The organism is Polymorphospora rubra, from assembly GCF_018324255.1.
Lineage (GTDB): Bacteria > Actinomycetota > Actinomycetes > Mycobacteriales > Micromonosporaceae > Polymorphospora > Polymorphospora rubra.
On sequence record NZ_AP023359.1, the window covers coordinates 3271156 to 3293367 of the forward strand.

Here is a 22212-nt window from a genome sequence, read left to right on the forward strand (position 1 = left end):
GTCCGGCCGGCCCGGCGCCGGGGAGGCCGGCGCCGGCGTACCGGTCAGAGCCAGGCGCCGGCGCGCATCACCTGGACCACCCGCAGGTCGTCGTCGAGCACCACCAGGTCGGCGCGGCGGCCCGGGACCAGCGCCCCGACCCGGTCGTCGACCCCGATCGCCCGGGCCGGCGTGGTCGCCGCCATCCGGACCGCGTCGACCATCGACACCCCGGCACCCACCGCCTGACGCAGCGCCGCGTCCATGGTCAGCGTCGAGCCGGCGATCGACCCGTCGCGGGTCAGGCGGGCCACCCGGTCGGCGACCGTCACCGACTGCCCGCCGAGTTCGTACTCGCCGTCCGCCATTCCGGCGGCGGCCATCGCGTCGGTGATCAGCACCGCCCGGTCCGGCCCGGCGGTCTGGGCCGCGAACGCCAGCGTGCCGTCGTGCAGGTGCACCCCGTCGGCGACCAGTTCGCAGAACACGTTCGGGGCGCCGAGCAGGGCGAAGACCGGCCCCGGCTCGCGGTGGTGCGGCTGCCGCATGCCGTTGAACAGGTGCGTGCCGACGCACGCGCCGGCCGCGACCGCCGCCAACGTCTGCTCGTACGTCGCGTCGGTGTGCCCGACCGCCGCCACGATCCCGTGCGAGACCAGCAGCTTCACCGCCTCCAGCGCCCCGTCCCGTTCCGGGGCGATGGTGACCATCCGCAGCGTGCCACCGCTCAGCTCGATCAGGTCGGCGAGTTCGTCGGTCGACGGATCGCGCAGGAACTCGGGGTTCTGGGCGCCGCAGCGCACCGTCGACAGGTAAGGCCCCTCGTAGTGCACCCCGGCCAGCACGCCCTCGCGCACCAGTGGCGCGTACGCCGCCGTGGCCGCCCGCATCAGGTCGTACGGCGAGCTGACCAGGCTGGCCAGCAGCGTCGTCGTACCGTGCGCCAGGTGGAACGCCGCCGCGCCCCGCGCCGCGTCGACGTCACCGGTGGTGAACGTGTGCCCGCCGCCGCCGTGGGTGTGGATGTCGACGAAACCCGGCACGATCCAGTGCCCGTCGCGGACGCTCGGATACTCGGCGATCGCACGGATCCGTTCATCGACGACCTCGACGCAGCCCTGCCGGATCACGCCGTTCGGCGTCACCACCTTGCCACTGACGCGTACGGTCACGGAGCCTCCAGGGTGTCGAGAGCGAGCAGGGCGGCCCCGACGCAGCCGGCCTCGTCGCCGAGATTGGCGCGAACCAGTCGTGGTTCGCGGTGGAAGGTCAGCCGCCGGCGCAGGGCGGCGCGCAGCGGGTCGAGCAGGGCGGCGCCGGCCTCGGCGAGTCCGCCGCCGAGCACCACCACCTCCGGGTCGAACAGGGCCTGGGCGGTGAGCAGCCCGTCGGCCAGCGCCTCGACGGTCTCCCGCCACACGTCGGCGGCGAGCGGGTCACCCGCGGCGGCGTGCCCGGCCACCTGGGCCGCGGTGGCCGGCGTACCGGAGATCTCGCTGTAGCGCCGACCGACGGCCGACGCCGACGCGATCGTCTCCAGGCAGCCGAGCTGGCCGCAGCCGCAGCGCGGGCCGCCGGGGCGTACGACGATGTGGCCCAACTCGCCGGCGGCGCCGTGCGCCCCCGCGAACGCCGACCCGCCGACGACGTGGGCGGCGGCGATGCCGGTGCCGATCGCGACGAACAGCACGTGGTCGCTGCCCCGTCCCGAACCGAGCCGGGCCTCGGCGATGCCGCCGACCCGCACGTCGTGGCCGAGCGCCGCCGGTCGCCCCAGGCGCGCCGCCAGCAGATCCCGCAGCGGTACGTCGCGGAAGCCGACGTTCGCCGACCAGCGGGCCACGCCGGCGACCTCGTCCACGACCCCGGGTACGGCCACCCCGGCCGCGACCACCTCCAGCCCGTCGGCCTGCGCCTTGCCGGCCAGCCCCTCGGCGACGTCGAGGATGGTGTCGATCACCGCGTCGGGACCCCGGTCGGCGCCGGTCGGGTGCCGCTCGGTGTGGTGGACCCGGCCGTCGGGCCGGACCAGCGCACACTTCATCCCGGTCCCCCCGACGTCGAGCGCGACGACGGCAGTTTCGGTCACGGCAGAACCTCGATGAGCCTGATGGTGCCCTCGCTGCGTTCGGTCACGGCGACCCCTCGCTGCGCTCGGTGTCACCGTGCTTTGTGCTGAGCTTGCTGGTTCCCTCGCTGCGCTCGGTCACGTGAGCACGACGGAGCGGGTCAGGTGGCGTGGCGCGTCCGGGTCGAGGCCGCGGCTGGTGGCCAGCGCGACCGCGAACCGTTGGGCGAGGATCAGGTCGGCCATCGGGTCCAGCGGCTTGCGCCCGGCGACCCACCGGCCGAGTACGGAGTGGACCCCGCTGGTGCGGCTGTGCACGAACGCCGCGCCGGTGGCCTCGACGTCGAGCGAGAGCCCGTCGGGGATGTCACCGAACGCCCACACCGCGCGGCCCGGTGCCGCGATCGAGATGGGACCGTGCCGGTAGTCCATCGCCGGGTAGGCCTCGGCCCAGAAGGTGGCCGCCTCCCGGCACTTGAGCGCCGCCTCGTGCGCGAGCCCGATGGTCCAGCCGCGACCGAGGAAGGTGGCCTGCTCGATGCGGGCCGGGTCGATCGGCAGCGGTGCCCGGACGGCCACCTCGGCGTCGGCGGCCGCGGCCGACAGGTTCTCGCCCAGGCTGGTGCGCAGCAGCGCGAGGGCGCTGGTGGCGAAGCGGGTCTGCACGACCGACCGTTCGTCGGCGAACGGGATCGGCACGGCGTCGGTGGCCGCGTCGACCACGGGTGACGCCGGGTCGCCGACGACGACCGAGGTCGGGCAGGTGCCCCGCAGATCGTGGAGCAGGTCGAGCACCTCGGTCGTGGTGCCGGAGCGGGTGATCGCCAGCACCCGGTCGTAGCGCCGGCCGGTCGGAAACTCGGAGGCGGGGAAGGCGTCGGTCTCGCCGTGACCGGCCCGTTCGCGCAGGCCCGCGTACGCCATCGCCATGAACCAGGAGGTGCCGCAGCCGACCACGGCGACCCGCTCGCCCCGGCGGGGCAGTGCGGCGGTGGATGTTGCGGCGACTTCGGCGGCCTGGCGCCAGCAGTCGGGTTGGCTCGCGATCTCCGTGTCGACGTACGCCATGGAACCACTCCTTTGCCGAGACCACTGCGCGCCGGGACGGTGGCGCACCGAACCTTGCTGCTTGATACGGCTCGGTACGAGGGTCTTTCGAGCGTCATTGTGCGCGAAGTTTCCGGGGCCTGGCAACCATGTGACGAGATCGCGCAGCACACGGGCTTTGCGTGGCGCAGTTTCGCGCACTATCGTGCACAAAACTGCTCACCGTTCGTGCAGAGAGGCACTCCGTGGACCGGTACGCGCGCTGGAACGCCCTGCTCGAACTGCTCACCGAGAGTGGTCGGGTCAGCGTCGAGGACGCGGCCGAACGCCTCGACGTCTCACAGGCCACCATCCGGCGTGACTTCGACCAGCTCGCGCAGCAGCAGATGATCACCCGTACCCGGGGTGGTGCGGTCGCCAACGGTGTCTCGTACGACCTGCCCTTGCGCTACAAGACCGCCAAGCACTCGGCGGAGAAGCAGCGGATCGGCGCCGCCGCCGCCGGTCTCGTCGCCCCGGGAATGGTGGTCGGCCTCAACGGCGGCACGACGACCACCGAGGTCGCCCGGGCGCTCGCCGTCCGCGCCGACCTGAACACCAGTGCCGACGGCGCGCAGTTGACCGTCGTGACCAACGCGCTCAACATCGCCAACGAACTGCTGGTCCGGTCGCGGATGAAGGTCGTTGTCGCGGGCGGTGTCGTACGGCCGCAGTCGTTCGAACTGGTCGGGCCGCTCGGTGGGGCGCTGCTGCGGGAGGTCACCCTCGACGTGGCGCTGCTCGGGGTCGACGCGATCGACGTGCATCTCGGTGCGGCGGCCCACCACGAGGGTGAGGCGTCGATGAACGCCCTCATGGTCGCCCGGGCCAAGCGGGTCGTGATCATCGCCGACTCGTCGAAGCTGGGCGGGCACGCCTTCGCCCGGATCTGCGCGATCGAACGGGTGGAGACGCTGGTCACCGACTCCGGCGCCGACCCGGTGACGGTCGAGGCGTTCCGGGCCGCCGGGCTGACCGTCATCTGCGCCTGACGCGTCACCGCGCGTCCCTCATCGCGTGAACGGGCCGCGCGGTTTGTGCATACCGAGTATGGTGCCCCACGTCATCGGAACGAGACGGGGAGGCCGAACTTGGTCGCCGTACTGGAAATAGAAGGCCTACGCAAGACGTACCGAAGCAGACGCCACGGCGTCCGTCAGGCGCTCGACGGGTTCGACATGCTGGTCGAAGCCGGTCAGGTCCACGGCTTCCTCGGTCCCAACGGGTCGGGCAAGACCACCACCCTGCGCACCCTGCTCGGCCTCATCCGGCCGAACGGGGGGCGGATGAGGATTCTCGGCCACGAGGTGCCGGCGGGGCTGCCCGCCGTCGCCGGTCAGATCGGCGCGATCGTCGAGAGTCCACAGTTCTTCCCGTTCTTCAGCGCCGGCGACACGCTGTCGCTGCTCGCCGACGCGGGCGGGGTCCCCCGAACCCGGGTGACCGAGGTGCTCGAACTGGTCGGCCTGCGGGACCGGGCCGGCGAGCGGGTCAAGACCTACTCGCTGGGCATGAAGCAGCGGCTCGCGGTCGCCTCGGCCCTGCTGAAGAACCCGAAACTGCTGATTCTCGACGAGCCCGCGAACGGCCTCGACCCCGGTGGTATCCGGGAGATGCGGTCCCTGATGTCCGACCTCTCCCGGTCGGGCATGACCGTGGTGCTCTCCAGCCACATCCTCGGCGAGGTGCAGCAGATCTGCGACTCGGTCACCATCATCTCCCGTGGCCGCCGGGTCGCGGCCGGGCCGGTCGCCGAGGTGCTCGCGCAGCACTCCGCCACCGAGATCCGGGTCCGCCTCGAGGCCGTCACCGACCTGCCGTTGGCCGCCGACCTGCTCACCCGGGCCGGTGCGCAGGTGACCACCTACCGCGACCACCTGATGGTGGGCGGAATCGACAAGCCGGCCAAGGTGACCCGGGTGCTCGCCGAGAGCGACTTCTTCGTCAGCGAACTGGCGCCGCTCACCGTCGACCTGGAGAGCGTCTTCCTCGAACTGACCGCCACCGCGCCGGTGCCCGGCCAGAACCGGCAGGTCGACCAGTCCGTCGAGGTGGGCACGTCCGGCGCGTCCGGCGCCGGGACGCCGAGCAAGGGAGCGTGGGGGTATGAACCTCGCCAAGGCGGAGTTCCGTCGGTTGTTCAAGCGGCGGCTGACCCGGCTGATGCTGGTTCTGATGGTGCTCGGGCTCGGCGCCATCGTGGTCTCGTTCACTCTCGCCAGCCAACCCACCGGCCCGGCGCAGCGTGCCGCCGCCGAGGCCAAGGCCCAACAGCAGTACGAGGAACAGTTGCGCTACCACCAGGAGGCGGTGGCCGACTGCGAGGCGGCGCAGGCGCGGGGTGAGAACACCGACAGCCGCTACCCGCCGGACTGCGGTCGCGACTACGTACCGCAGCGCGACCAGTTCATGGCCGAGTGGTTCCTGCCGTACCAGTTCGACTTCAAGGCCGAGTTCGGCGTCTTCGTCTCGGTGTTCGCCGGCATCGTCGCCCTGTTCGGGTTCATCGTCGGCGCGTCGTACGTCGGTGCCGAGTGGAACACCGGCGGCATGATGAACCTGCTGCTCTGGCGGCCCCGGCGGCTACCGGTCCTGCTCACCAAACTCGGCGTGCTGCTCGGCAGCGTGCTCGGGATCAGCGTCGTGCTCGGTGCGCTGTGGACGGTCGCGTTCTGGCTGATCGGCAGGTACGACGGCACCGTCGCCGGGATGACCAGCGGCACCTGGCAGTCGCTCGCGATCACCGGCGCCCGGGGGATCGGTCTGGTGCTGGCGGTCACCGCGGTCGCGTTCGGCCTCGCCTCGCTGGGCCGGCACACCGCGATGGCGCTCGGCGCCGCGGTCGGGGTCGGGGTGGTGAGCGAGGTCGGGCTCCGGATCGCGCTGAACATCGTCGGCGTGTCCTTCCCCGACCGGTTCGTGCTGTCGAGCTACGCGGTGGCCTGGTTCAACAAGACGTACACGCTCTTCGACTGGAACTCGTGCCAGTTCTCGATGGGAGCCTGTGAGCCGGCGGAGTGGGTGGTCACCTGGCAACAGTCGGCGGTGCTGTTCGGCGTCGGGGTGGTGGCGGTTCTCGGCGCGGCACTGTGGACAATGCGTAGTCGCGACATCACCTGAGAGTATTCTCTGTGCGGTGGGGCGGGTTCCGGAACCCGCCCCACCTGGGCGTCTGGTGCGAGGTGGTCGGTCGGCGGCTACGCTGGTCGAGTCCGTTCGCACGTCAGTGCTATCCGATGTGACCGCACGTCGGTGCAACCGTTGCCGCCGCACGTCAGTGCAACCGATGCTCAGGAGGCGCCGTGAAGTCTTCCGCCTCCGACGCCCCGGACCTGCGGCCACCGGACGACGCGACCGGTCCGGACGACGCGACCGGTCCGGACGACGCGACCGGTCCGGACGACGCGACCGGTCCGGACGACGCGACCGGTCCGGACGACGCGACCGGTCCGGACGACGCGACCGGTCCGGACGACGCGACCGGTCCGGACGACGTGACCGGCTCCGACCCCGCGTCGACGGGGCCGGACGACACGGCGGTGGCCGACGTCACACCGGAAGCGGCGACCCGGCCCGAGGTTCCGCCGCTGACCGAACGTGAGCTGCAGGTTCTCGCCTTCGAGCAGAAGTGGTGGAAGCACGCCGGGTCGAAAGAACAGGCCATCCGCGATGCGTTCGACCTGTCGGCGACCCGGTACTACCAGATCCTCAACGGGCTGCTCGACAACCCTGCCGCGCTTGCCGCCGCTCCGGTGCTCGTCGCCCGACTCCGCCGGCTGCGCTCCACCCGGGCCCGCACCCGCCGGCGCTGACCTCGCCGGCTCACTTCTCGTACGTGCGCAGCGCGTTGCCCAGCGAGATGAACGTCGGCGCCCACTCGCCGATGAAGATGCCCCACCGGTCGGCGCGGTCGATGCCCGCCGACTCGAGCTTGCGTGAGCAGGCCCAGCTCAGAAACGACAGGCCGATGCTCGCGATGCCAGCCATGTAGCAGTGGTCGGCCCGTAGGCCGGCCTCGTGCAGTCGCTCCAACATTCGTCGTGACCCCCCGTCGCGGGATCGGCGCCCGTTGGCGGAGCGTCACCCGGTGCGACACCCCGGCGGTGGACCCGCTGGCGCCACCCACGGCTCACGCTACCGCCGGTCACCGGTCGGCTTCCGTGGGTTGTGAGAATGCTTCGCTTCCCGGGCTTGGTCAGGGCGACCAGGTTTGACGGACAGGCGTACGGGGAGCCCGTCGGTGGTTCGAAGCTGCCCGCCACGCACCCGTCGGCGATCGCGAGGTGGGGCACCGCCATCCGACACCGGCGAATGGGATTTTCCGATGACAGTCAACGCTGCGCTCCGCGCGCCCGCCCGCCGTGGCCTGAGAAGGCTGGCGCTGGCCCTTTCCGGCGCGCTCGCCTCCGGGGTGGTGCTCGCACCCCCGCCCGCGTACGCGGCCAACGGGCCGGTTTCACTCGGCGCGGCCGACCGCTACGCCGTACTGGCCGGCGAGACCGTGAACAACGTCGGCAACTCCGTGATCGGCGGGGACCTCGGCGTGTCACCCGGCGAGACGCTGGCCGGGTTCCCGCCGGGCGTCGTCAACGGCGAACGCCACCCCGCCGACGAGTCGGCCGAGCACGCCCAGCGCGACCTGACCAGCGCGTACGACGATGCCAGCAACCGGGTCTCGACCGACCCGACCGGCACCGAACTGGGCGGCAAGACGCTCGCGCCGGGCGTCTACACGTCGACCGACGCGGTGGCGCTCACCGGCACCCTCACCCTCGACGCGAGGGGGACGCGAACGCGGTCTTCGTCTTCCAGTTGGCGACGACCCTGGTCACCGGAGCGAACAGCCGGGTTCAGGTGGTCAACTCGCCGCGTCCGCTGTGCAACGTCTACTGGAAGGTCGGTACGTCGGCCACCCTCGGCTCGGACACCGAGTTCGTCGGCGTCGTCATGGCGCTCGACTCGGTGAGCCTCAACGCCCGTGCCCGGGTGACGCCCGGGGCGGTGCTGGCCAGGAACGGCGCGGTCAGCCTCGACGAGAACACCGTGAACCGGGCCAGCTGCATCCCGGCGGCGGCGTCTCCCGGAGCGACGGGCCGGCCCGTTCCGCCGCCGTCACCCACGCCGTCCCCGTCACCCACGCCGTCCCCGTCCCCGTCCCCGTCCCCGTCGGCCTCGCCGTCGCCGTCGCCGAGCCCGTCCTCGCCCACTCCGACCCCGTCGTCTCCGAGCCCGTCGCCATCGTCGGCCACGCCGAGCCCGTCGTCGCCGAGCCCGACCACACCGAGCCCGACCACGCCTGGGCCGTCGGCGCCGGGCCCCGCGCCGACGCAGGCTCCGGCGCAACCGCCGGTGACCGCTCCGGCCGAGCCCGTCCCGCCGGCCGAACCACCCGCACCGGCTCCGGTCCAGCCCGAACAGCCGGCACCGGTGCAGCCGGAACTGCCGCCCGTCCAGCCGGAGCAGCCGGTGCTGCCGGAACAGCCCGTGGTGCCCGAGCAGCCCGCGGTCCCGGCCGTGCCGAACCTCGAGGTGCCGCAGGGGCAGTGAGCGATCGGCCCGCCGACCCGGCACCGGCGAGGTGCCGGGTCAGCGGGCCGAGTGCTTGTCGGCGTAGTTGGCCAGCCAGGCGACCTGGGCCGGGTCGAGCGAGGGGCGCACCCGTTCGCGGGCCGCGGCGACGTGCGCGGCGGTGACCGTCGACGCCTCCAGGGATTCGCGCATCGCGGCCAGGGCCGCCTCGCGGATCAGGGCCGCGCAGTCGGCGGCCGAGAAACCGTCGAGTTCGGTGCCGAGTTCGGCGAGGTCGACGTCGTCGGCGAGGGGCACTGTCCGGGCCGACGCCCGCAGAATCTCGGCGCGGGCGTCGGCGTCCGGCGGCGGGACGTAGACCAGACGCTCCAGCCGGCCGGGGCGCAGCAGGGCGGGGTCGATCAGGTCGGGCCGGTTGGTCGCCCCGATCACCACCACGTTGCGCAGGGTCTCTACGCCGTCGAGTTCGGTGAGCAGGGCCGCGACGACCCGGTCGGTGGTGCCGCCGTCGGTGGCCTGGCCGCGTACGGGGGCCAGCGCGTCCACCTCGTCGAGGAAGACCAGCGTCGGGGCGGCCTCCCGGGCGCGACGGAACAGTTCCCGGACCGCGCGTTCGCTCTCACCCACCCATTTGGAGAGCACCTCGGCGCCCTTGACCGACAGCACGTTGGCCTTGCCGGTGCCGGCGAGCGCGGTCACCAGGAACGTCTTGCCGCAGCCGGGCGGCCCGTAGAGCAATACGCCGCGCGGCGGCCGGACGCCGAGCCGGGCGAACGTGTCGGGATAGGTCAGCGGCCACAGCACCGACTCGGTGAGCGTCTCCTTGACCTCGACCATGTCGCCGACGTCATCGAGGGTGATGGTCGCTATGTCCAACGTGGACGAGCCCATCGACGTGGGGCGGACCACCTCCAGGGCGGCCTCGAAGTCGGCCATCGCCACCGCCGGCGAGGGCGCCTCCTTCTGGCGCAGCGCCGCCCGTACCCCGGCCTCGCGGGCCAGCGCGGCCAGGTCGGCCGCGACGAACCCCGGGGTACGACCGGCGACGTCGTCGAGCCGTACGTCGTCGGCGAGCGGCATGCCCCGGGTCAGCACCGTCAACTGCTCGCGCCGCAGCGCGTTGTCGGGCAGGGCCACGGTGATCTGGACGGCGAGCAGGTCGGGGGCGCGCAATCCGACGTCGACCGACTCCGGGTGGCTGGTGGTGCAGACGACGGCCGCCCCGGCGGCGACGGTCTCGGCGAGCAGCTGGCGGAACACGGTGGCCAGTGGGCCGGGCTGGTCGCGGGGAACGAGCGCGTCGACGTCGGAGACCAGCAGCACCGCCGGGCCGCCCGAACGGACCGTGGTGGCCGCCTCGCGCAGCCGGCGGGCGGCGGCCTCGTTGGTCAGCGCCGCGAGCTCCGGCGCCCACAGGGCCACCAGCCGGGCGCCGACGGCGGCGCTGACGGCGCGTACGAGGGCGGTCTTGCCCGACCCGGCGGGGCCGCTGACCAGCACGCCGAGTGACACGGTCGTGCCGAGCCGGCCGAGCACCTCCCGGTGGTGGAAGCCGAGGTCGAGCAGTTCGGTGAGTTCGTGCGCCTGGGCACGCAGGCCGGGCAGGTCGTCGAGGCTGGGCGCCTCGACCTCGTCGACGGCGGCCGGGGCCGTGCCGGTGGTGGGCGTCGTGGCGTACGGCGATCCGCCGGTGCCGGCCGTCGGCCCGCGGCCGACGGCCAGCCGTCCCGGGGACGCGGCGCCGGGCATGTTGCCGTGGGTGACCTGGCCGCCCTGCCAGCCGACGACGGTGTCCATGGTGACCAGTGCGGCCTGCGCGGGTTCGGCGGCGGCGACGGTGAGCAGGGTGCTGGTCCAGGCGTACCCGACGGTGTTGGCCAGGCTGCGGCGGGCGGCCTCGACCAGGGCCCGGGCCGTGGCGTCGGGCAGCACGTCCTGCGGCAGCAGCGAGACGTCGTCGCCCTCGGTGACGACCTTGCCGAGCAGGGCGAGGCGCAGCATCTCGGGACTGACCGCGGCGACGATCTCCGGTGGGCCGGCCAGCGTCACCCGGCGGGCCGGTACGACCGGGGTGGGCGCGACGGTGACCTGACCGCCGTCGCGCAGCCCGAGGTTGCCGAGGATGAGGTCGTCGGCGTAGAGCAGGGCGCGGCTGGCGGTGTGCTCGGCGCGGGCGGCGATCCCGGCGGTCACCCGGCGGCCGGACAGCCGTACCGGGTCGCCGGGGTGCAGGCCGAGGGCGGTGAGCACCTCGGGATGCAGACGCACGATGCCGCGGCGGGCGTCGAGCGCGGCCGGCCGTAGGCTCGCGGTGAGGGTGAGGTCGTGATCCGCCACCCGCCGAGACTATCCGGCCGGGCGGGCGCCCGGGCCGGACGCGGCCCGGCGTGCGGCCGGCGCGCCGGCCGGCTCCGGCCGGGCCGCGGCCGGCGCCGGACGCGGTCGGACGGTGCCCGAACAGGCGCTGGCGTCCGGCTGGCCGGGGGCTCACACTCGCGGAGGACTTTCGTGAGATCGCCGGGAGGCTGGAACATGATGCAGCGGCGCGCGCTGGTGGCCCTGGCCGTCGTGGGTGGGCTGGCGCTCGCCGGGTGCACCGGCGACGAGCCGGGCCCGACGATGGTCTCGGCGGGCCCGGATACCGCGGCGACCCCGACCCGGCCGGCCGTCGACAGCGACGTCAGCCCGAAGGGGATGGGGCCCTACCTCGTCGGTGTCAAGCTGGCCGACCTGCAGACCGCCGGCCTGGTGGGCGACACCGAGAAGGCCGACGGCTGCCCGGACCTGGCCCTGGGCAAGGGACTGCCGGACTACGCGGTGCCCGCGCTCGTTTTCGACGACGGCCAGTTGGTACGCCTGACCGTGAGTACCCCGGCCGTGCGTACGACCGAGGGCGGGCGGGTGGCGATGACGCGTGCGGAGGTCGAGGCCAACCACCCGGACGGCCGTCAGTTGGCTGGCCGGGCCGGGGCCTCCGGGTGGTTGGTCACCGAGGACGTCAACGGGCTGCTCTTCCGGTTCGACGGCGAGGACCGGGTCGAGTCGATCGAGGCGGGCGAGTCGGCGGCGATCCAGCGGCGGTTCACCAACGGCCGGGAGTGCTGACCCGGACGTTGGTGAACGCTTCCGGTCACCGCTGGTTTTCGTAGCCGTCCAGCAGCGACGGGTCGCTGCGGATCAGGTTGGCCAGCCGGGCGGCCGACCGACCGGTCGCGGCACTGTCGGCCGGTCCGGCCCACGGCTGCCCCGCGCCCGCCGGCCAGGCCGGCGGCCCGGCCCCCGCGGCGGGCGGTTGGGCCGGTGCCGGGGCGGGCGAACGCACGTCGGTGGTGGCCGGCCCGACGGTGACGGTGACCTCGCCGGCGGTCCACTGCACCCGCAACAGCGCGGCGGACGAGCCGGTGTGCACCGACAACGTGACGGCCATGTCGGGATGTCGGGAGACGACCTGCCGGACGGCCGCGGTCACCTCGTCGACCGGTGTCGGCGGGGCGGGCTGGGTTGTCACCGGCTGCCCCGGGGCGGGCGGCGGTTCGGCCGCCAGCCGGCGCTTCAACTCGTCGCGCCGCGCCAACCGGGCGAGCGCGTCGTCCAGTTCACCCCTCATTCCGGTCTCACCTTTCTCGTCCGTGTCCCGACCGCCTTCGTCAGGACTGCTTGTCGTGGATCGCCCGGTCCAGCGCACGGTCCAGGACGACCAGCAGAGCGTCGCGTACGGACAGCCGGTCCCGTGCGTCGAACGTCAGCAGTGGAACGTGCTGGCCGATCGCGAGCGCCCATCTCACCTGTTCGAGATCATGCGCCACGTGTCCGTCGAACGCGTTGACGGCCACCACGAACGGCAGCCGGGCGCGTTCGAAATAATCGACGGCCGGGTAGCAGTCGTCGAGTCGGGAGCTGTCGACGACCACGAGCGCGCCGAGGGCGCCGCGCGCCAGGTCGTCCCACATGAAGCCGAAGCGGGCCTGGCCGGGGGTGCCGAAGAGATAGAGCTTCAGGGTGCGGTCGATCGTGACGCAGCCGAAGTCCATGGCGACGGTGGTGGTCGTCTTCGCCGAGCGGCTGCCCGGGTCGTCGACCCCGATGCCGGCCGAGGTCATCTCCGCCTCGGTGGTCAGCGGGTCGATCTCGGAGATCGCGCCGACGGTCGTGGTCTTGCCGACCCCGAACCCGCCGGCAACGATGATCTTGACCGGGATGGGGGGCGCGGCCCGTTGGCCGTCGGCCGGCGTGAGCTGTCTGGTCGAGCCGGACCGGCCCGCCGGACCGTGGCCGGTGGGGTTTCCCCGCGGCGTGCCGTAGATGGTGGAGCCGGCCCGTGGCCGGTCAGGAGATCGCACGGAGTCCATGGATCACTCGCAGAATCGTGTCGGGATCGTACGGGTCCGCCACGTCGGCGGTGTGTACGTCGAGATGGCCGGCGGCGCTCAGGTCGCCGACCAGGACCCGGGTGACGCCCAGGTGCAGCCGCAGCCGGGCCGAGATCTCGGCGACCGACACCGGTACGACGCACAGGTCGACGATCGCCTGGAGTTCCGGGGCCAGGGTCGCCAGCGGCGGGGCGGTCCAGGCCACCCCGCCGAGCCGGAGGGTCACCTGGGTCTCCAGGCCGATCGCCGGGTCGGCGCTGTCCACCCGCCCGGCGGTCAGCACGAACGGCCGCGGCCCGCCCGGCGGGGCCGACCCGGGCGCCGGCCAGCCGGTCGCGGCCTCCGGCTCCGGCACGGGTTCCGGTGTCGTCTCGCGCAGGTACGGGCGTACCCGGGCGGACGGCTCCGGCACCTCGTCGCCGGCGGACGGGGTCATGACTGGACGGAGTTCTTCAGTTCGACGATCAGCCTCGGTGTCAGGGCGCTGCCGGCCCGGCTGGCGAAGAGGGTCATCTCGTACGCGACGGTGCCGAGGTTGGCCGACCGGTCGGCGATGACGCCGAGGACCGAGCCGCTGCTGATCGAGGCGACCAGCAGGTATCCGTCGGCCATGTCCACGATCACCCGGTTGAGCGCACCCAGGGAGTACCAGCTGGCGGCCCCGCCGGCCAGACTGGTCATGCCGGAGACCACCGCGGCCAGCCGCTCCGCGTTGGACCGGTCCTTGATCGCCGACATCGCCATCAGCAGACCGTCGGAGGACACCGCGATGGCCTCCAGCACCCCCGCGGTGGTCGACGTGAACGAGTCCAGTAGCCAGTTGAACGTCTTCGCCTCGGGACTCAGCTGTCCGGCAACGCCCGGCCGAGAATCCTGACGGTCCACGCTCTCGTGGATGAAGGGGCTGCTCATCGTGGTGATCCCTCTTCGGTGCGGTGATCTGAACGGACCTCACGCAGCGCGCGTTCGACGCCGGACTCGAACTGCGTGACGAGGTGACGTACTTCTTCGGGGTCGAGCGGCCGGTGCACCTCGACCCGGTGCCGGACCACCACCGGCGGCAGGCGCAGGCTCGCTCCCGGGACCCGCTGCGTGAGCACCGTGCTTCCCGCCTGGCTCTCGGCCCGCCGTACGCCGGACTCGAACTCCTCGACGAGGGCCCGTACGGTCAGCGGATCGGCCGGCGTGGGCGGTGCGGTGCGGGTGTCACCCATGGAGATGGGCAGTTGCGCGCCGGGAACCCGTTGCCGCAGCACCTGACCGGCCGGGGTGGTCGCCGGCGGCCGCGCGGGCGTTGTGTCGGCGGGCGCGGTGAGCGCGGCGGCGGTGGGTCGGGCCGCGGTGACGTCGACGGGAGTGGCGGCTCCGGCCACGACGACGTCGGTGGACCGGTCGGCTACGGTGCCGGTCGCCGGGGTGGCGAACGCGTCCCACGGCCGCCCGGCCTCCAGCGAGCGACTGGCCCGGTCCAGCGCGGCCGGGTCGAAGAGCCCTCCGTCGGCCGGGGTAAGGCCGACCTGGTCCGTCCGACGGGTGGAGGTGCGGGCCGGCAATCCGTCGGAGGTGAACGCGGGCGCCGCCGGCAGCGCACCGGCCGGCCGTAGCTGCGCGGCGGGCAGGGCCTTCGCGCCCGGCACGCCGGGCCGGGCCGCGACGACGAGCGGCGGTTCCGGCCGGGTGGCGGCCGGTGGCTCGGGCCGGCGGACCGGTGCCGGCCGGCCGGTCATCAGCAGCCGGGCGGCGATGTCGACGTCGGCGGTGACGCCGCCACCGGAGGTCGGGCTCAGCGACACGGCCAGCCCGTGCCGGCGGGCCAGCCGGCCCACCACGAACAGGCCGAGCAGTTCGGTCGGCACCAGATCGAGCCGCTCGCGCCGGGTGAACCGGGCGTTCTCCGCGGCCATCCGCTCCGGCGACATGCCGATCCCGTGGTCGACGACGGTGACCCGTACGCCGTCGGGGCGCGACTGCGCGGTGACGCCGACCCTGGTGTGCGGGGGCGAGAACGACGTGGCGTTCTCCATCAGCTCGGCGAGTGCCAGCACGAGGTCGCCGATGGCACCGGGCGCGACCGTGATGTCCGGCGGCACCCGTACGTCGACCCGTGGGTAGTCCTCGATCTCGCCGAGCGCCAGCCGTACGACGTTCGCGAGCGGCAGCGGGGCGACGAACGCGTCGGCGCCGGCCGAGCCGGACAGCACGACCAGGCTGCTGGCGCTGCGTCGCAACCGGCTGGAGACGTGGTCGAGCCGGTAGAGGTGTTGCAGCCGGGTCGGGTCGGTCTCGTCGTGCTCCAGCCGGTCGATCAACGCGATCTGCCGGCCGACCAGGTTCTGGGTACGCCGTCCGACGTGCCCGAACATCTGTGCCACGTTGCGCCGGCTGGCCACCTGCCGTTCGACCAGCCGGGCGGCGGTGCCCTGGACCCGGTCGAAGGCCCGGGCCAGGTCGCCGATCTCGTCCCGGCCGTCGACGTCGACGGGATCGAGACGTACCTGCTCGACCACCTCGCTCTCCTCGTCGGCGATGCGGACGAGTTCTGCCTCGGCGACCCGGGCGACCCGGACGGCGGACTGGGTGAGCCGGGTCAGCGGCCGGGCCACCGCTTGGGCGACGGCGGTGCTGAGCAGCACCACGGCGGCCAGCACCAGCAGGGCGAGCCCACCGATGCCGTACGCGAACAGCAGTTCGCTCTGCTGGCGCGCGGTGACCTCGTCGAGTACGTCGGTGATGATCTTCTGTTCGACGAACTGACCGAGGGTGATCAGCGACTCGACGGCCGGGAACAGCGTGTCGAGTTCCAGGCCGGCGATGGCGGCCTGCGGGTCGGCGGTGAAGGTGTCGAGGAACTCGGGGCTGGTCCGGGCGTTCGCCGCGACCTCGACCAGCTGGTACAGCTCGTTCTGCTCGGCGCTGGCGTAGAGGCCGAACCGTCCGATCGAGACCTGGAGGGCGGCCATGTTGGCGATGTAGGCCGTGATCGCCCCGGCGTTCTCCGTGCCGACCACGACCACGATCCAGCTGGCACCGGCGCTGATGCCCTCGTCGGCGCGCAGTACGGCGTCGAGCGCGACCACCTGCCGGCCCTCGTCGGTGGCGGTGTCGATCCCGTCGAGCAGCCGCAGCGAGTCGATGAGCCGTTGGCCGACCGCCGAGTAGCCGGCCATGACCGCGTCGGGACTCGCGGTGCGGTCGAGTACGGCGGCACGCAGGTCGGCCAGGTACTGGACCCCGTCCAGCGCGTCGACGATCCGTTCGGGCGGGTTGCCGTCGTAGTCCGCCCGCAGGTCGGCGACCCGGTCGCCGACCTGGGCCGTCTGCAGCAACAGGCGGGAGCGGTCGACGACGCCGAGCACGTGGCCGATGGACAGCAGACGTTCCCGTTGGAGTTCCTGCACCAGGGTGCCGACCTGACCGGCGAGGCGTACCGACCGGGCCGTGTCGGCGGCGCGGTTGGCCTGTGTTACCTGGTCGACGACCATCGGCACGGCGAGGCCGGCGAGGCTGAGCAGCGGGACGAACAGCAGCAGGGCCAGCTTGCCCCGGATGCGGAGCCTACCGAGCAGCACCGGAGTGCTCCCACTGCTTCTCGGCCGGCGCGTCCCCGGTCGGGGTGGCCCGCCCGGGACCGGGTGGCTCGGGGGTGCCGTCGGGCCAGCGCCGCGCCACCGTGGCCGCCCGCCCGGCCGGTTCCCGGTCGCCGCCGGGGCCCGGCGGTCCGTCACCGGGGGCGGCGGGCGTGCCGCCGGTGCGGCGGCCGGCGCTGACCAGGAAGATCAGCAGCGGGGCGTGACCGATCAGGAACAGCAGTACGCCGGCCACGACGGTCACCAGGCGGTCGGTGCCGAGTCCGTCGATGCGGGCTTCGAGCAACTGGTCGATCTCGTTGAGTACGGTCGCCGACAGGTTCGCCGCGGTGGAGTGCACGGCCGCCCGGGCGGTGGCCACCGCGGCCGGGTCGGGCAGCGCGGTCCCGGCGGTGGCGCCGGCGGTGAGGACCGCGGCCGCGCCGAGCGCCTCCACCGCCTGCTGGTAGGCGTCGAGTTCACCGAGCAGGTTGCCGCCCAGGGTGCCGCTGTCCGTGCTGTCGACGGCGAGTTGGAGGTTGGTGACCAGGTCGTGGGCGGGGTCGAGGACCTCGGCACGGGCGTTGCTCAGCTCGCCGGCGGTGCGGACCAGTTCGGCCTGCGGCCGGGTGGCGGCGAGCACCGCCAGGTCGGCGAGTCGGCCGGCCGCGACGATCGACTCCGGTAGTTCCTCGCCGGCACTGTCCTGAAGTTGATAACTGTCCGGGTCGGGATCGCGGACCAGGCCGGAGGTGTCCCGGACCTTGGCGTACAGCGCGAGCAGCAGGTCGGTGGCCTCGTTGTACGCCGTGTAGGTGGCCTCCGGGTAGGTGTGGCTCCGGTCGGACAGCGATTCGATCTTGGCTCGTACGCCGGCCCACCGTTCGTTCGTGCGCAGTTCGGCGCCGAGCCGGGCGTCCACCGCGCCGCCCTCGGCGATCGCCCGGTTGAGCGCGTCGCGGGGCACCGGCTGGCCGGCCACCGCGGCCGACTGGGCGTCGACGAGCGCCAGGGTCACCTGCCCGAGCGCCCGCAGGTATTCGATTCCGGCGCGCTCCTGTTCGGCGAACGTTGCCTTCTCGTCGGTCCCGCGCCACGCCTGCACGGACAGGACGAGGGTGGGCACCAGCAGCGCCACCGCGAGTAGCAGGCGCGGCAGCAGTCCTGCCATCCGCCGGTCGCGCGATCGCTCTGCTGGAAGTGTCATCGTCTTCCCCTCGGACGACGTGGAAGGCCTCGGCGGGGTGCGGGTGCCGTAACGGTGCTGGTCCCGTCCACCGGACCGGAAACCTAATGGACATCTGCGGCGGTGCAATCCACGCGAACAGCTTTTTCTTGCACACCGGCAAGTAACGTGCCGCTGTGTCGGAACGGTGATCACGCTGCGTGTCGACTCCGGACTGGCCTGTTTCGATTGCCGTAATATGTGACCGAAGATCGGAATTCACGGGATGCTGCACTTGTCCTGCCCGTCCTTCGGGTATGTCCGGTCGAGTCACCGTTGCGGAACGACGTTCGGAGAGCGGGCCGGGCCATACGGACGATCTCAGGTGGCGCTCAGGAAACGGGCCGTACGGTGGTCCCCATGCCTTCACCGCTGTCAGCGCGGCTTCGCCGTGCCCTGCCGCGGATGACCCGCCGCCGGGTCGTCACCGCCACCGTGCTGATCGCTCTTCTGGGCGGCGCGGTCACCTGGGCGGTCTGGCCCGAACGCCGCGACTTCACCGCCACCGACAGCATGATCAGCGTCCGGTCCGGACCGACCGGTGACGAGCCGGTGACCCTGGACACGAGGTACTACGTGCCCGACGGCGCCTCCGCCGACGCCCCGGTGCCGGCGGTGCTGCTCGCGCACGGCTTCGGCGGCACCAAGGACACCGTGCGCGCCGACGCCGAGGACCTGGCCGAGATCGGGTACGCCGTACTGACGTTCACCGCCCGCGGCTTCGGGCGCAGCGGCGGCGAGATCCACCTCGACAGCCCCGACCACGAGGTACGTGACGCGCAGCGGCTCCTCGACTGGCTGGCCGCCCGGCCGGAGATCCGTACCGACGCGCCCGGCGACCCCCGGGTCGGGGTCCTCGGCGGCTCGTACGGCGGCGCCCTCGCCCTGCTGCTCGCCGCCCAGGACCCCCGGGTCGACGCGATCGTCCCGATGATCACCTGGAACGACCTGTCCCGCTCCTTCCTGCCCGAGTCGACCGGCCGGGAGCCCGTCGACGGCGTCTTCAAGAAGGGCTGGGCCGGCCTGTTCTTCGGCAGCGGCACCGGCGGCGGGCTCGGCGCCGCCGGCCTGCCCGGCGGCCCGGCCACCGGGCCCGGCTCCGGCGACACCGCCGGCCTCCCCGACGGGGTGCCGACCGCCGGCGGCGGGCTGAGCCCGGGCGCACCGCTCGGCGACCCGTCCTGCGGCCGCTTCGCCCGCGACGTCTGCGCGGCGTACCTTGAGATCGCCACCACCGGCCGGGGTACGCCCGAGGCGGTGGAACTGCTGCGCCGGTCCAGCCCGGCCACCGTCCTCGACCGGATCAAGGCGCCGACCCTGCTCGTCCAGGGCGCGGCCGACACGCTCTTCCCGCTGGCCGAGGCCGACCTCAACGCGCGCGGGATCGCGGCCAACGGCACCCCGGTCCGGGTCGCCTGGTTCACCGGCGGCCACGACGGCGGCAGCGGTCCGCAGTCCGACCGCGACCGGCTGAAGTTCCTCACCGCGCAGTGGCTCGGCCACTACGTCAAGGGCGAGGGGGAGCCGCCGTCGGACACCTTCACCTGGTCGCGGATCGCCGGCTTCGACGCCATGGACCGGGGACTGGTGGCGACCGGCTACAGCGTCGCCGACTATCCCGGCGTCGGTGGCGCCGCCACCCGCGAACTCGCCGTCGCCGGGCCGCCGCAGGCCGTCGCCAACCCGCCGGCCGGCAACCCGGCGGCGATCTCGTCACTGCCGTTCGCCGGCGGGCTGTCGTCCGTACTCGGCGGGGTCGCCGGTGACCTGCCCGGGCAGCACGCCCGGTTCGAGTCCGCGCCGCTCGACGAGCCGCTCGACGTGGTCGGCTCGCCCACCGTGTCGATCCGGGCGGCGTCCCCGACCGGCGAGGCGGTGCTCTTCGTCAAGCTCTACGACGTCGACCCGAAGGGCTCGGCCACCCTGCCCAGCGGTCTGGTCGCCCCCGTCCGGCTCACCGGGCTGCCGGCCGACATCGGGCAGGCGCGGCCGGTGACCGTGACGCTGCCGGCGATCGTGCACCGGGTCGAGGCAGGCCACCACCTGCGGGTCGTGCTGGCAACCGCGGACCAGGCGTACGCCAGCCCGGTCGAGCCGGCCGTCTACACCGTCGGCCTCGGCGGCGGCAGCACCGGCCCGGTCACGCTGCCGACCGTGACCGGTGAGCCGATCGCCACCCCGGAGCTGGTCTGGCGCTGGGTGCTCGCCGGCCTGCTCGCCGCGATCGTCGTCGGTCTCGTCGTGGTCGTGGCGGTGGTCCGGCACCGGCACCGCCGCCACGACACGTCGGTCGCCGCCGAATACGCCGACACCCCGCTCGTCGTACGCGACCTGCGCAAGGAGTACGCCGACTTCGTCGCCGTCGCCAAGGTCGGTTTCGAGGTACGGCGCGGCCAGGTGGTCGGCCTGCTCGGACCGAACGGCGCCGGCAAGACCACCACGCTGCGGGTGCTGATGGGGCTGACCCAGCCGACGGCCGGTGAGATCTACGTCTTCGGCCACCGGCTGGTCCCCGGTTCGCCGGTGCTCTCCCGGATCGGCGCGCTGGTCGAGGGGCCGGGCTTCCTGCCCCACCTGAGCGGGCGCGACAACCTGAGGTCGTACTGGCGGGCCACCGGGCGGCCGTGGGCCGAGGCCCGGTTCGAGGAGGCGCTGGAGATCGCCGGTCTCGGGACCTCGGTCGACCGGCGGGTCCGCACCTACAGCCACGGCATGCGGCAGCGGCTCGCCATCGCGCAGGCCATGCTCGGCCTGCCCGAGCTGCTGGTGCTCGACGAACCGACCGACGGGCTCGACCCGCCGCAGATCGCCGAGATGCGCCGGGTTCTCCGGCGGTACGCCACCGACGGCCGCGCGGTGCTGGTCTCCAGCCACCTGCTGGCCGAGGTCGAGCAGACCTGCACCCACGCGATCGTGGTCAACAAGGGCGCGATCGTGGCGGCGGGGCCGGTCGACGAGATCGTCGGTGACTCGCCGACGGTGCAGTTCGACGTCACCGACGCGAGTGCCGCCCGGGCCGTGCTCGACGGGCTGGAAGGCGTACGGACGGTGGCCGGCGACGGCAACGGCGGCCTGGTGGTGGACATCGACGGCACCGCCCGCAGCGAGGTGGTGGCCGAACTCGTCCGGGCCGGGGTGGGGGTCGACCGGGTGGTGCCCAGGCGCCGCCTGGAGGATGCCTTCCTCGCGCTGGTCGGGGAGAACTCTCGGGGAAGCGGGGACCGGTGATGGCAGGCGTCGAGCAGGCGGAGCGGCCCGGGTCGGCCGACGGTTCGGGGGCCGCCCCCGGATACCGGCCGCGGGCCACCCTCCCGATGGCCGCGGAGTTCCGGCGTCAGGCGTCCCGTCGGCGTACGCAGCTCGCGCTCGGGTTCATGGTGCTGCTGCCGCTGATCATCCTGATCGCGTTCCAGTTCGAGAGCGGCGGCGACGACGACAACGGCGGCGGCGAGTTCGCCAGCCTGGTCGAGTTCGCCACCGCGAACGGGCTGAACTTCACCCTCTTCACGCTCTTCGTCTCGGCCTCCTTCCTGCTGGTCGTGGTGGTCGCGCTCTTCTGCGGCGACACGGTGGCCAGCGAGGCGAGTTGGGGCAGCCTGCGCTATCTGTTGGCCATCCCGGTGCCGAGGTCGCGACTGTTGGCGGTGAAGCTCGTGGTCGCGCTCGCCTACTCCGCGCTGGCCCTGCTCCTGCTGGCCGGCACCGCCCTGCTCATCGGCACCCTCCGGTACGGCTGGGGGCCGCTGCAGAGCGCGGTCGCGGCCGAGATCCCGGCCGGTGAGGGCGTACTGCGGCTGCTCGGCATCCTCGGCTACCTGGCCGTGGTGCTGCTGGTGGTGGCCGGGCTGGCGTTCCTGCTGTCGGTGGTGACCGACGCGGCGCTCGGCGCGGTCGGCGGCGCGGTGCTGCTGTGGATCCTGTCCAGCATCCTCGACCAGATCACCGCGCTGGGCGTGCTGCGGGACTTCCTGCCGACCCACTACAGCAGCGCCTGGCTCGGGTTGCTGTCGACGCCGGTCCAGACCGACGACATCGTCCGCGGCTGCATCTCCGCGATCAGCTACGCCACCATCTTCTGGGGGCTGGCGTTCTGGCGTTTCACCCGCAAGGACGTCGTCTCCTGAGCCGGTTCGGCGCAGGCCGGCGCGGTCGCCCGGCTCGTCAAGATCCCCGAGGTGTGGCTCACAACCTGGGAATCACCGGTGGTCGTCCGCGATCACGCCCGTAGACTCGGGCGCACAACTGAATACCTCATCCAGAGGGGCTGAGGGATACGGCCCGTTGACGCCCCGGCAACCACCCCGCGCGACCGACTCATCGCTGAGTCGCGGCGGGGCAGGTGCCAAATCCGTCCCCGCCGCGCGGTGCGGTACAGGGGAAAGATGAGAG

Annotated in this window: 18 protein-coding genes, 4 pseudogenes and 1 riboswitch; of the genes and pseudogenes, 10 read left to right on the plus strand and 12 right to left on the minus strand. The window is 73.1% G+C overall.

Annotated features, from left to right (window positions below; translation table 11 throughout):
• Window positions 1-44: 44 nt before the first annotated feature.
• The 3 genes from nagA to Prubr_RS14995 form a co-directional block, all read right to left on the minus strand.
• Window positions 45-1151 (minus strand): N-acetylglucosamine-6-phosphate deacetylase, encoded by a 1107-nt coding sequence (gene nagA / locus Prubr_RS14985; RefSeq protein WP_212825897.1) that lies wholly within the window; start codon window positions 1149-1151, stop codon window positions 45-47.
• Window positions 1148-2068 carry an ROK family protein gene (locus tag Prubr_RS14990; RefSeq protein WP_212825899.1) on the minus strand — a complete coding sequence of 307 codons (921 nt, stop codon included), beginning with the start codon at window positions 2066-2068 and terminating at the stop codon, window positions 1148-1150. Before Prubr_RS14990 ends, nagA begins: the two co-directional genes overlap by 4 nt.
• A gap of 117 nt (window positions 2069-2185) precedes the next feature.
• Window positions 2186-3115: an SIS domain-containing protein gene (locus Prubr_RS14995; RefSeq protein WP_212825902.1), complete on the minus strand. Its 930-nt coding sequence runs from the start codon at window positions 3113-3115 to the stop codon at window positions 2186-2188.
• Window positions 3116-3339: 224 nt separating this feature from the next.
• Here Prubr_RS14995 and Prubr_RS15000 point away from each other — a divergent pair, with 224 nt between their 5' ends.
• The 4 genes and pseudogenes from Prubr_RS15000 to Prubr_RS36865 all read left to right on the plus strand — a co-directional run bounded on the left by Prubr_RS15000 (window position 3340) and on the right by Prubr_RS36865 (window position 6945).
• Window positions 3340-4125: a DeoR/GlpR family DNA-binding transcription regulator gene (locus Prubr_RS15000; protein WP_212825904.1), complete on the plus strand. Its 786-nt coding sequence runs from the start codon at window positions 3340-3342 to the stop codon at window positions 4123-4125.
• Window positions 4126-4224: 99 nt separating this feature from the next.
• Window positions 4225-5238, plus strand: a pseudogene (locus tag Prubr_RS15005) (ABC transporter ATP-binding protein); the annotation flags it as partial.
• A gap of 58 nt (window positions 5239-5296) precedes the next feature.
• The gene (locus tag Prubr_RS15010) at window positions 5297-6253 is read left to right on the plus strand and encodes an ABC transporter permease subunit (RefSeq protein ID WP_246568699.1); all 957 of its coding nucleotides are present in this window, start codon (window positions 5297-5299) and stop codon (window positions 6251-6253) included.
• Window positions 6254-6435: 182 nt separating this feature from the next.
• The gene (locus Prubr_RS36865; protein WP_246568701.1) at window positions 6436-6945 is read left to right on the plus strand and encodes a DUF3263 domain-containing protein; all 510 of its coding nucleotides are present in this window, start codon (window positions 6436-6438) and stop codon (window positions 6943-6945) included.
• 10 nt (window positions 6946-6955) lie between these two features.
• Here the strand turns inward: Prubr_RS36865 and Prubr_RS15025 are convergent, their stop codons facing one another.
• Window positions 6956-7168 (minus strand): hypothetical protein, encoded by a 213-nt coding sequence (locus tag Prubr_RS15025; protein WP_212825912.1) that lies wholly within the window; start codon window positions 7166-7168, stop codon window positions 6956-6958.
• 289 nt (window positions 7169-7457) lie between these two features.
• Between Prubr_RS15025 and Prubr_RS15030 the strand changes: the two are divergent.
• Window positions 7458-8122, plus strand: a pseudogene (locus Prubr_RS15030) (ice-binding family protein); the annotation flags it as partial.
• Here Prubr_RS15030 and Prubr_RS15035 read toward each other — a convergent pair.
• A complete protein-coding gene (locus Prubr_RS15035; RefSeq protein ID WP_212825917.1) occupies window positions 8020-8427 on the minus strand; it encodes a hypothetical protein in 408 nt (135 codons plus the stop codon). The pseudogene Prubr_RS15030 and the gene Prubr_RS15035 overlap by 103 nt on opposite strands.
• Window positions 8428-8482: 55 nt before the next feature.
• On the opposite strand from Prubr_RS15035, the gene Prubr_RS15040 reads away from it, so the two are divergent.
• On the plus strand, window positions 8483-8680 hold the full coding sequence (locus Prubr_RS15040) for a hypothetical protein (RefSeq protein WP_212825919.1): 198 nt from the start codon (window positions 8483-8485) through the stop codon (window positions 8678-8680).
• A 39-nt stretch (window positions 8681-8719) separates the two neighbouring features.
• Here Prubr_RS15040 and Prubr_RS15045 read toward each other — a convergent pair whose 3' ends face one another.
• Window positions 8720-10999, minus strand: coding sequence for an AAA family ATPase (locus Prubr_RS15045; RefSeq protein WP_212825921.1), 2280 nt, complete (start codon window positions 10997-10999; stop codon window positions 8720-8722).
• A gap of 171 nt (window positions 11000-11170) precedes the next feature.
• Between Prubr_RS15045 and Prubr_RS15050 the strand changes: the two genes are divergently transcribed.
• The gene (locus Prubr_RS15050; RefSeq protein WP_212825923.1) at window positions 11171-11767 is read left to right on the plus strand and encodes a hypothetical protein; all 597 of its coding nucleotides are present in this window, start codon (window positions 11171-11173) and stop codon (window positions 11765-11767) included.
• Between the two features lie 25 nt (window positions 11768-11792).
• On the opposite strand, the gene Prubr_RS15055 is transcribed toward Prubr_RS15050, so the two are convergent.
• Genes Prubr_RS15055 through Prubr_RS15080 form a run of 6 tightly spaced genes read right to left on the minus strand, consistent with a single transcriptional unit; the run spans window position 11793 to window position 17805 of the window.
• Window positions 11793-12269: a hypothetical protein gene (locus Prubr_RS15055; protein WP_212825925.1), complete on the minus strand. Its 477-nt coding sequence runs from the start codon at window positions 12267-12269 to the stop codon at window positions 11793-11795.
• A gap of 40 nt (window positions 12270-12309) precedes the next feature.
• On the minus strand, window positions 12310-13011 hold the full coding sequence (locus Prubr_RS15060) for a GTP-binding protein (protein ID WP_212825927.1): 702 nt from the start codon (window positions 13009-13011) through the stop codon (window positions 12310-12312).
• Window positions 12989-13468 carry a DUF742 domain-containing protein gene (locus Prubr_RS15065; protein ID WP_212825929.1) on the minus strand — a complete coding sequence of 160 codons (480 nt, stop codon included), beginning with the start codon at window positions 13466-13468 and terminating at the stop codon, window positions 12989-12991. The genes Prubr_RS15060 and Prubr_RS15065 overlap by 23 nt, the downstream gene beginning before the upstream one ends.
• Complete coding sequence (locus Prubr_RS15070; protein WP_212825931.1) at window positions 13465-13944, minus strand: roadblock/LC7 domain-containing protein; 480 nt, start codon at window positions 13942-13944, stop codon at window positions 13465-13467. The genes Prubr_RS15065 and Prubr_RS15070 overlap by 4 nt, the downstream gene beginning before the upstream one ends.
• Window positions 13941-16601 carry a sensor histidine kinase gene (locus Prubr_RS15075; RefSeq protein ID WP_212825933.1) on the minus strand — a complete coding sequence of 887 codons (2661 nt, stop codon included), beginning with the start codon at window positions 16599-16601 and terminating at the stop codon, window positions 13941-13943. Before Prubr_RS15075 ends, Prubr_RS15070 begins: the two co-directional genes overlap by 4 nt.
• Window positions 16588-17805 carry a hypothetical protein gene (locus Prubr_RS15080; protein WP_212825935.1) on the minus strand — a complete coding sequence of 406 codons (1218 nt, stop codon included), beginning with the start codon at window positions 17803-17805 and terminating at the stop codon, window positions 16588-16590. Before Prubr_RS15080 ends, Prubr_RS15075 begins: the two co-directional genes overlap by 14 nt.
• Before the next feature lie 378 nt (window positions 17806-18183).
• Between Prubr_RS15080 and Prubr_RS38220 the strand changes: the two are divergent.
• From Prubr_RS38220 to Prubr_RS15090, 3 genes and pseudogenes are all read left to right on the plus strand, one after another.
• Window positions 18184-18925 (plus strand): annotated as a pseudogene (locus Prubr_RS38220) (alpha/beta hydrolase); the annotation flags it as partial.
• Between the two features lie 23 nt (window positions 18926-18948).
• Window positions 18949-21051, plus strand: a pseudogene (locus Prubr_RS15085) (ATP-binding cassette domain-containing protein); the annotation flags it as partial.
• Window positions 21051-21947: an ABC transporter permease gene (locus Prubr_RS15090; RefSeq protein ID WP_212825939.1), complete on the plus strand. Its 897-nt coding sequence runs from the start codon at window positions 21051-21053 to the stop codon at window positions 21945-21947. The pseudogene Prubr_RS15085 and the gene Prubr_RS15090, both read left to right, overlap by 1 nt.
• Before the next feature lie 124 nt (window positions 21948-22071).
• A riboswitch (SAM riboswitch) is annotated at window positions 22072-22212 on the plus strand.